This window comes from Microcystis sp. M53598_WE2 (assembly GCF_030067735.1).
GTDB classification, from domain to species: Bacteria; Cyanobacteriota; Cyanobacteriia; order Cyanobacteriales; family Microcystaceae; genus Microcystis; species Microcystis aeruginosa.
This window is the reverse complement of record NZ_JASJFE010000322.1, coordinates 1-8,919: the sequence shown is the minus strand read 5'-3', so window position 1 is coordinate 8,919 and position 8,919 is coordinate 1. Positions and strand designations below refer to the sequence as shown.

At 44.2% G+C, this 8,919-nt stretch carries 10 protein-coding genes and 1 pseudogene; 2 read left to right on the top strand and 9 right to left on the bottom strand.

Annotated features, from left to right (window positions below; translation table 11 throughout):
* Positions 1-17: 17 nt before the first annotated feature.
* Positions 18-1,829 carry a sodium:solute symporter family protein gene (locus PX636_RS07050; protein WP_288116584.1) on the bottom strand — a complete coding sequence of 604 codons (1,812 nt, stop codon included), beginning with the start codon at positions 1,827-1,829 and terminating at the stop codon, positions 18-20.
* A 43-nt stretch (positions 1,830-1,872) separates the two neighbouring features.
* On the bottom strand, positions 1,873-2,241 hold the full coding sequence (locus PX636_RS07045; RefSeq protein ID WP_287727578.1) for a hypothetical protein: 369 nt from the start codon (positions 2,239-2,241) through the stop codon (positions 1,873-1,875).
* 346 nt (positions 2,242-2,587) lie between these two features.
* Between PX636_RS07045 and PX636_RS07040 the strand changes: the two genes are divergently transcribed.
* Positions 2,588-2,761 carry a hypothetical protein gene (locus PX636_RS07040; protein WP_002791720.1) on the top strand — a complete coding sequence of 58 codons (174 nt, stop codon included), beginning with the start codon at positions 2,588-2,590 and terminating at the stop codon, positions 2,759-2,761.
* A gap of 11 nt (positions 2,762-2,772) precedes the next feature.
* Here PX636_RS07040 and PX636_RS07035 read toward each other — a convergent pair whose 3' ends face one another.
* Both PX636_RS07035 and PX636_RS07030 read right to left on the bottom strand, forming a co-directional pair.
* The gene (locus tag PX636_RS07035) at positions 2,773-3,375 is read right to left on the bottom strand and encodes a chromophore lyase CpcT/CpeT (RefSeq protein WP_147070105.1); all 603 of its coding nucleotides are present in this window, start codon (positions 3,373-3,375) and stop codon (positions 2,773-2,775) included.
* Positions 3,376-3,452: 77 nt separating this feature from the next.
* Positions 3,453-4,478: a cyanophycinase gene (locus PX636_RS07030; protein ID WP_288116583.1), complete on the bottom strand. Its 1,026-nt coding sequence runs from the start codon at positions 4,476-4,478 to the stop codon at positions 3,453-3,455.
* A gap of 220 nt (positions 4,479-4,698) precedes the next feature.
* On the opposite strand from PX636_RS07030, the gene PX636_RS07025 reads away from it, so the two are divergent.
* The gene (locus PX636_RS07025) at positions 4,699-5,847 is read left to right on the top strand and encodes a substrate-binding domain-containing protein (protein WP_288116582.1); all 1,149 of its coding nucleotides are present in this window, start codon (positions 4,699-4,701) and stop codon (positions 5,845-5,847) included.
* 213 nt (positions 5,848-6,060) lie between these two features.
* Here PX636_RS07025 and PX636_RS07020 read toward each other — a convergent pair whose 3' ends face one another.
* The 5 genes and pseudogenes from PX636_RS07020 to PX636_RS07000 all read right to left on the bottom strand — a co-directional run.
* Entirely contained in the window at positions 6,061-6,198 is a 138-nt protein-coding gene (locus PX636_RS07020) for a photosystem II reaction center protein K (protein WP_008206475.1), read from the bottom strand.
* 50 nt (positions 6,199-6,248) lie between these two features.
* Positions 6,249-7,373 carry a tRNA guanosine(34) transglycosylase Tgt gene (gene tgt, locus PX636_RS07015; protein WP_004163377.1) on the bottom strand — a complete coding sequence of 375 codons (1,125 nt, stop codon included), beginning with the start codon at positions 7,371-7,373 and terminating at the stop codon, positions 6,249-6,251.
* A gap of 80 nt (positions 7,374-7,453) precedes the next feature.
* Positions 7,454-7,915 (bottom strand): hypothetical protein, encoded by a 462-nt coding sequence (locus PX636_RS07010; protein WP_004163378.1) that lies wholly within the window; start codon positions 7,913-7,915, stop codon positions 7,454-7,456.
* 211 nt (positions 7,916-8,126) lie between these two features.
* Positions 8,127-8,768: an ATP-dependent Clp endopeptidase proteolytic subunit ClpP gene (gene clpP / locus PX636_RS07005; protein WP_223210720.1), complete on the bottom strand. Its 642-nt coding sequence runs from the start codon at positions 8,766-8,768 to the stop codon at positions 8,127-8,129.
* Between the two features lie 18 nt (positions 8,769-8,786).
* Positions 8,787-8,919 (bottom strand): annotated as a pseudogene (locus PX636_RS07000) (RNA-guided endonuclease TnpB family protein); the annotation flags it as partial.

Here is an 8,919-nt window from a genome sequence, read left to right as displayed (position 1 = left end):
TGATAACTGATAACTGCCTAACCTAAATCTCGGTCTTTAGTGACGGTAATTTCCTTAGATAAGTGTCGATACCAAGTAAAATAGAGACCGATGGAAAGCAAAAGAAAAACCAAAGCCAAAATCTTCAAACTTTGCCACTGCTTGATGATTAAAACAATCCCCATCATAAACAGGACTAATTGCCAAGGAACGGTGAGAAAAGCGGCGATGATATCCCGTTGATTTTCCGCTTTAATTTTTGCCTGTAGATTAGGTTTAACGCTGTGACGGACTTCTCCCCAAAAGCCAAAAGGTCGGGTAACATTATAGAAATTTTCCATAACTAAACTATCGGTGGGAGGAGTTAACAAAGTAGCGATAATACAGCCAGCTAAAGCGAACAAACTCGGCACAAGAAAGAGGATATATTCCTGATATTGACTGTGACGAAAGAAAGGTAAAATTATCACTTGTGAGGCAATAGCCGCAATCATTCCCGCTAAAGTTCCCACAGCAAAACCATAACCATTAAAGCGCCACCAATACCAACGTAATAGGAGAGGAACTGCTAATCCCACCCCTAATCCCGTGGTTAACCAACCCCAAATATCATTGACATTTTGGATATTAAAACTCAAAACTAAGCCAATTACTACCACAAAAACCGAGGCCAAACGACCTTGAAAAACTAACTCCTGTTCTCCCGCATTCGGTTTCAAAAAAGCTTGATAGATATCTTTTACCCAATAGGCAGCACTAGCGTTAATAACCGCATTAAAAGTGGACATAGCTGCCGCTAAAAAAGCAGCAATTAATAACCCTTTCATCCCCACGGGAATGTATTGAGTAATGACCGTGGCCAGAATTCTTTCTGGATCTGTAATCGTGCCTTCGGTTAAACCGTAGTGAATGCCTAAAACAGCAAAAGCTGTGACTAGAGGCCAACGGAAAGAAAGCAGAACAATCCAGAATAAAGATAATAAACCGGCATCTCGATCGCTTTTGGCGGCTAGGTATCGTTGTAACATATAACCACCGCTGCCGCTGCAACCTTCGATGATGGTTTTAACTAAATAAAAGAAAATCACCCCACCAAACAAATTAAAGATGGCATAATCTCCGGGTAAATCCAAAGTCATCGAAGGAAAAATACTAGCCCAGTCGCTTAAATTCCAAGTTTTTGGCTCCGCTGCCCCCGGAATTGCTACCGTGAAACTATCGGGAAGATTAACGGTAAAAAAGGCCACTGCCGATACATAAATTACCGCCACAAAAATCAGAAATCCTTGAAATAAATCGGTAATTACCCCACCATAAAAACCACTGGCGACTGTATAAATTAACGTTAAAAGAATTAATATCACCGAAGCAAGACGATCATCCATACCCAGAAACTGCCCTAAAAATTTCCCCCCCGCAACGGAGAAATAACTCATCGCACCGATAGAGAATAAGAGAGTGGCGACGGCGCTAATAATTCGGGCAAAATTCCCCTGTTTTCCAGTTCCAAAGCGAAATTGCATCCATTCCGCCATGGTCATAACTTGGGCGCGGCGATTCCATTTGCCCATAAAAGCCATGAGAAAGGCCATAATTAGGACAACACCGCCGCGGATTTCGATAAATAATCCTTTGGGGCCGACGGCGTAAATTAGGGCAGAAATGACCATAGTTCCCGCTAAATCGGTGTTAGCCGCCATTCCCGACACCCCTAACATCCACCAGGGCAAATTGCGATTACCTAAAAAGTAGGATTCTAGACCTTGAGAAGCTTTTTTCTCGGCTATAATCCCGATTATTAGGGTTGCTGCCAGATAAAGCAGGATAATTACATAATCAATTAACTGCATAGTTGAGATTAATTTAACTTTCGATCGTTATAGCATCAATTGACTACGATTTCTGGCTAACGGTTTCTTTTTCTAAGATTTGCACCCGTTGCTCTAGCTTTTTTAAATCTTCCTTTAGTTCAATTACTAAAGTGGCTAAACGCTGGAACAGTGGGTCACTTTCCCCGACTACTTCCCCATTTACTATACCCGTTCCCGATCGCCGTTGGGGAATCGGAGCGGCATTTTCCCCGCGGATGGATATTCCTCGAATCTGACTTTCAAGGCGCTCGACTCGATTGCGGAGACTAATTAACTCCGATCTTACCGCCGTATCCGATTGTGCCTTGCTGGCATTAACAAAACTCAGTATTAGCAAAAGGGAGATAATCAGCGTTAAAAAGCCAGAAAAAGAGATTTTAGCTAATTTCATCGATTTTACCCTCTATCTATCTGACCCAACTTAATAGACCTCCTGCAAAAGTAAGTTCTCGAGCCGCTATCGGGTCAAAATACCCAAAAAATAGATAAATTTGACATAATCTTAGGTTTTATGAATGGCATAGTTGTCTATTGTCTTTTTTCTCCTCCTGGCGACCGTCTCCTATCTCAGAGTCTCCTCACCTAACGGAAGATTTTTGATTTTTGCCGGAGGTCTAATGTTAAGAAACGTGGCTAAATCTAAAGCTTAATTGCAATTCCGCCCCCGGGTGATTAGTTGCTCAAAAGAGGATGATAAGGTAAAAAACACGATTTTGTCGAAATTTGGCCTTATCTCTATGTATAAAAACTCGGATAAAGATTTTCTCGGAGCGGCAATCACAGCCGGTTTAGGTGCGGGAATCGTCACTTCTTTTGCTGTCAATCAAGGACAAGACATCGGTACAGCTTTAGGAATTACCGCTTTAGCGGCTCTTTGCGGTGTCATCTGCCGTCATTTTGACCTAATGTGATGCAATCTTCCTCACACATCCAATTCTGCCGAAAAATCCCGTTTTTTCTCGTATTGATAGGGACCGAGCAGAGCGCCCCAAATTCCCTTACCAGTGCCGGGATCTAGGCCTTTATCGTAGGTTTTTAGGCTATCACTCGTCACCTCGAAACCTAAAGCCACCTGATAGGTTGTACCCTCATAGGTGAATTGACAGCGCTGTTCCGGTTGCGGTTGGGCGATAAACTGGTATTGATTATCAGCGAGAGTATTGACTTTGACCGATAAAGTGCAGGTAGGCAGGAAAGTTAGGTCTTCTAAGCTAATTTTTCGCAAAATATCGGGATTTTTGCCCGCACCTTGCACGGATTTCAGGTCATTAAACATATAATGCCTAACCTCTAACCCTGCCGATTCCGAGCGCATTAATCGCCACAGTCGCGGTCGGTAGGGTTGGTCTAAATTGATTATACTCGCCTGTTCGGCAAAAAGCGCGATGCTGTCTTCCCGAAATAAAGGCAACGGACGCAACCATAAACGCAGGTGAACGTACCACACCGGTTCCGCTTGCGCTTGCCGTTGATTTTCAAATTCACCCGCGAGATACCGACCGAAAGTGATTAATTCAGGGGTCATAGCTGAAAAAATTCTCCGTATTGCCTCAAAATTTATCCTAAAACCCATAGAAATCACTTTTTTGACAAAAATGACCTTCAGGCTACCGGAACCCGCTTAAACCCAGCTATTCCCCCTTTAGTGTACCAATATTCCCAGCGACCGCCAGCAGCACTAGACCAATCCTTGAGGTCAAATTCACCGCTGCCGGAGGGAGTTCCCGCGATGCGGTAGACTTTCACCGCTTGACCGTTATTATTCCAGATTAAAGGCCGATCCGGCTCCATCTGTTCGGGTAGAGTCCCGTTAGTTTGCAGAAAATAGGCATCTTGTCCCTTATCGGTGCCGTTGCCGTAGACTTTGGCGATACCATGCTCATCAATCGCCAGAAAAGCACCTTCTTCTAAACCGATAGCGTAGGCGGGCAGTTGATTGTGATTATCGTGTACATTGCGGGCTAAAAAACCAAAAAGGCGACCATATCTTGTTTCGGGATGATCTTGATTGAGTCGATCCAAATGGGTATCTGTCACCACTTTTTTGAGAAAAGGAACCCGAATAAAATCACTCCGATAGAAGTCTTTAGTGTTGAAGTGAAAGGGATTATTTAATATTTCCGAACTCAGTACCCCTTCGTGAGTGGGCGCATAGTAAAAATCACCCAGAATAGCCATTCCTGCGCTGGTTCCCGCCACGGGAACTTTTTTCTCATTGATCAGATAATTGATCGCTGTTTCCACCTTTGTGCTTTCCCACAAATCCTCGTACTGATTTTGATCACCACCGGCAAAAAAAAGAATATCGGCATTACTAATATATTCGATAACATCAGGATGATTCGCCGCTTCACGACTATCAATTGATAGTTCCGCCGCCGAGCCGATCAGGGAGCGGTAATTGTCGCAAATCCAATCAGCTTGACCGCCAAGATTGCCAAAGCGCAACACTAAGTAATTACCGCCTTTAGCCCGATTCAATAACCATGTGGTCGCTTGATCTTCTCCTAATTTACCTCCTTCCGCTCCCCCGATTAATAAAATACCCGATTGATGTTTTACCGACTGAAAATTGGCTTGTCCACAACGACAAGAATAATGGAAATCTCGATCATGATTGTTGGACATGGTCTTATACCCTCGCCCCTTAGCTTACTGCTTCTATCCTAGCTTTAACTAGGACAAAATCAGAATTTTCTACCATAAAAGTTAACAACAAAGCTGATCTATAGCTGAAATCGGTAGCGGCAAAACTCCCTAGTTTACATTCTGTTAAAAATCGTCCTATAATAATCCAAGGCTAGAAACTGGCAATTATTACTGTTGAAGTTGAAAATCGGCGGGCGATATGTTAAACAGACGTTCTTTTTTGCAAGGATTAGGTACAATCGCCTTAGCGGGAGGTTTAAGTGGCTGCGCTTCTGGAAGCGGCGAGCCGAGCATTTTTCTCCTATCTGGTTCGATTCCGCCACGATTACTAACAGATTTTCGGAAAACTATTGCCGGAAAAAAAGTCAATTTTCAGTCGGAAAGGCAGCTGAAAGAGCTATTAAAATTGTTGGAAAAATGGTTAAAAAATCAGGAGCAACCAGCCTCACAATTTTCGAATTCTATTCCTTTTAGGGAACAAAACACAGCGATCGGTAATTTAGTCACCCTAGGGGATGCTTGGCTAGGAAAAGCGATTACCAACGGCTTAATTCAACCCCTAGATACTTCTCAACTCTCTAATTGGTCAAAACTGCCCCCCCGTTGGCAAGAAAACATGACTCGCAATGCCCAAGGACAACCGCAAACAGAGGGTAAAGTCTGGGGTGCGCCCTACCGTTGGGGAATGACAGTAATTGCCTATAATGAGGAAAAATTCGCTCAATTTGACTGGCGACCACAGGATTGGTCTGATCTATGGCGACCGGAATTAACCGGTAAAATTGCCCTAATTGATAATCGTCGCGAAGTCATCGGTTTAACCCTAAAAAAATTGGGTTATTCTTATAATTACAGTGATTTAAAGCAAGTTACGGCACTAAAAGACCAGCTATTCGCTTTACAAAAACAGGTAAAATTTTATAGTTCTCAATATTATTTACAACCCCTGATACTCGGTGATGTCTGGCTGTCTGTGGGTTGGTCTAATGATATTTTACCAGTGAGTGATCGCTATAAGAAAATTAAAGTTGTTGTCCCCAAATCTGGGACTTCTCTCTGGTCAGATGTGTGGGTAAAACCGGTTTTAACTACTCCTAATTCTCTTGTCGAGCAATGGATTGATTTTTGTTGGCAACCAGAATCCGCCACTAAAATTTCTTTATTTACCTCCGGATTATCACCCCTAATTCTCACTCAAAATCCCGACCAAATTTCCCCAGATATTAGAAATAATCCTTTACTTGTTAATCCAGAAGCGATCAAAAAAAGCGATTTTTTAAACCCTTTATCGCCAGAAACTGAGCAAGAATACGAGCAGTTGTGGCAAGCAATGCGACAGTTAGTATAGTCATACTAACTTCGTTGAGTACAGGCTACTTATGAGGATAGGCAACAGGCAAAAGGCAACAGGAGGAATAAATAATCAGTCTTTAATAACTGGATTTGGTATCAGGAGATACTAGAAAAATTCTGTGAGAATATTGAGGTTAAAAATACATTTACCTAACTGATAACTGATAACTGATAACTGCTCACTGATAACTGATAATTGAGGGTCGATTTATTTAAAACCGACGGATGCTTGCCAAACAAAGGCCAGCAAGAGGAAAAATAGGGGAATCAGGGGCAAGACATCGACTAAGGGGTCGAAAATTTGGTATGCTTCCGGCAATTTGGCCAACAAAAGTGCAGTTTCCATCTCTCTATCTACCTTGACAAGAAAATTTTCAAACGTTTCCTGAAATTTTATCACGTTGGGGTAACATCTAAGGCATCCTCAAGCCAAGGGGCAAAATCTTGGGCAAAAGTCCCCCCTAGGATAGATTGACGAATTTCACGGGTAAATCTGATTAATTCGGCGATATTGTGCAGAGATAAGAGAATATAACCCAACATTTCCCCCGATTTAATTAAATGATTCAGATAGGCACGGCTAAAGTGTTGACAGGTGTAGCAGGGACAAGTCTCGTCTAAAGGGGCGAAATCCTCCTTAAAACGGGCATTTTTGAGGTTCCAACGCTCTCCCCGCACTAAAGCCGTGCCATGGCGACCAAAACGGGTGGGAATGACGCAATCAAACAGATCTATGCCACTAGCGATCGCCTTGGCCATTTCTCGATAGGTTCCCACTCCCATCAGGTAACGGGGTTTATTTTCGGGGAGTAAAGGGGCAGTTATCTGGACAATGCGATGAATTAGGCTCGTTTCTTCCCCCACACTCACGCCACCGATAGCATAACCGGGTAAATCGAGTTTTACTAAAGATTCCGCCGCCGCTGCCCGTAAATCCTCATAGATTCCCCCCTGCACTATGGCGAATAAAGCCTGTTGTTGGGGTCGTTGATGGGCCCTCAGACAGCGCTCTAACCAGCGATAGGTGCGTTCTATGGATGCTTTCATGGTCTCATGACTGACTCCCGTGGGGGGACATTCATCGAAGGCCATAATCACATCAGCACCGAGGGCATTTTGAATCTGAATCGATTTTTCTGGCGTAATTTCGATTATTCTACCGTCCCGGGGCGATCGAAAGGTGACTCCCGATTCTTTAATTTGCCGCAGTTGACTGAGGCTAAATACCTGAAATCCACCAGAATCTGTTAATATTGGCTGATTCCACGCCATAAACTCGTGTAAACCTCCCGCTTTCTCGATAATACTTTCTCCAGGCTGCAGATGCAGGTGATAGGTATTAGCGAGAATCATTTGCGCCCCCGTGCTGGCGATTTGAGCGGGGGTCAAACCTTTCACCGTGGCCAAAGTTCCCACGGGCATAAAACGGGGTGTTTCTACCGGTCCGTGGGGAGTATGCCAAACCCCAACCCGCGCACCAGTTTGGGGACACCGGGCGATTAATTCAAAGGAAAATCCCACTGTTTCAGTTATCAGTTATCAGTTATCAGTTATCAGTAACCAGTTATCAGTTATCAGTAACCAGTATTTTTGCTCGCTGCCTAAAAGGGGCAATCGTTGTCGTCTTCGTCTTCAAACTGCACATCCCACTTAGCAGAAAGTACCTGAGTAACCATGGCTTCGAGGGTATCGGCATTGAGACGGGCTTTCATATCGGGGTCTTGGAGTGGATTACTCAGGGGAATTAGCCGTAATTGCCGATTGTCTTGGATCAGATCAAAATAGGTTTCACCGTCGGGAGAGCGGGTTAAACGCAGACAATCGAAGCTATAGGTATTGAGATAAAGACTGTAGTTAGCAACTAGGGTGCTTTGCTGATAATCGGCGAAAACTTCCACTATCCATCCCTCCCCTTCACTCTGAATCACTCCTTCGAGACTATGGATGTAGCGAACTCGTCCGAGATCATCGAGGAGACGACGCATATCTTCTTTAGCGATGACCACGCCAGAATCAATAATACAGGGGGCGGGCAGGGGCTGTGAGGGTGGATGATAGTTCATAGGGATTGCCAGTAAAAAAATTTCCTTTTATAACCCACCGGGGGGTTTCTACCGATTCCTGTTGCAATTTTCTTCGGGTTACGTCTCGATCTTAACCCAATCCGCTAGAACTTTTCATTGTTATTTAATATTAATAACGACGATCGATGATTAATTTCCGCTTACTAAATATTTACAAAAATCTGGGTAGACAGAGCCTACCCAATCATAACTATTTACTGGGGGGGTTAGAAGCGGAAGGACTGCGATCGATCACCTGATCGATTAAACCATAGTCTAGGGCTTCTTCGGCGGACATAAAGAAATCCCTTTCCGTATCCTCGGCGATGAGGTCGAGAGGTTTACCCGTATGACTAGCTAGGTGTTCATTGAGTAATTGTTTGAGATAGAGAATTTCTTTGGCCTGAATTTCGATATCGGTGGCCTGACCTTGGGCGCCGCCGAGGGGTTGGTGAATCATGATCCGCGAGTTGGGTAGGCTCATTCTTTTGCCCGGTTTGCCGGCACTGAGGAGAAAAGCCCCCATACTGGCAGCTAAACCAATACAAATGGTGCTGACATCGGGACGGATTTGATTCATGGTGTCAAAAATCCCTAATCCGGCCGAAACGGAACCACCGGGGGAGTTGATATACAAGTAAATATCTTTTTCGGGGTCTTCTGCTTCTAGAAAGAGTAATTGGGCGACGATTAGGTTAGCTAGGTCGCTGGTTACTTCTTGTCCCAAAAAGACGATTCTTTCCCGGAGTAGTCGGGAGTAGATATCGAAGGCGCGTTCGCCCCGGCCTGTGGTTTCAATAACGGTAGGAATCATTGCGCTTTCTTGTCTTGCTGCTGCGGTTAGTTTTTTGATTTTGACATACTCCCACCGTCAAGCTACGCTGTGACGGGGGATTCTTTCCAGATCACTATCGGAAATTCCTTGTTCAACGAGACAGCTTAGATTCTCAATGTCTCCACTGAAAATCCAGAGGCCGGACTCTCCCAAGGCGTTTGGGTCGGTT

What these genes read in the sequence shown, in the direction of transcription:
- PX636_RS07030 (WP_288116583.1), bottom strand. Translation starts at nt 4,478, where the DNA reads ATGTCCAACAATCATGATCGAGATTTCCATTATTCTTGTCGTTGTGGA.
- PX636_RS07010 (WP_004163378.1), bottom strand. Translation starts at nt 7,915, where the DNA reads ATGAACTATCATCCACCCTCACAGCCCCTGCCCGCCCCCTGTATTATT.
- PX636_RS07045 (WP_287727578.1), bottom strand. Translation starts at nt 2,241, where the DNA reads ATGAAATTAGCTAAAATCTCTTTTTCTGGCTTTTTAACGCTGATTATC.
- PX636_RS07025 (WP_288116582.1), top strand. Translation starts at nt 4,699, where the DNA reads ATGTTAAACAGACGTTCTTTTTTGCAAGGATTAGGTACAATCGCCTTA.
- PX636_RS07050 (WP_288116584.1), bottom strand. Translation starts at nt 1,829, where the DNA reads ATGCAGTTAATTGATTATGTAATTATCCTGCTTTATCTGGCAGCAACC.
- PX636_RS07040 (WP_002791720.1), top strand. Translation starts at nt 2,588, where the DNA reads ATGTATAAAAACTCGGATAAAGATTTTCTCGGAGCGGCAATCACAGCC.
- PX636_RS07020 (WP_008206475.1), bottom strand. Translation starts at nt 6,198, where the DNA reads ATGGAAACTGCACTTTTGTTGGCCAAATTGCCGGAAGCATACCAAATT.
- PX636_RS07035 (WP_147070105.1), bottom strand. Translation starts at nt 3,375, where the DNA reads ATGACCCCTGAATTAATCACTTTCGGTCGGTATCTCGCGGGTGAATTT.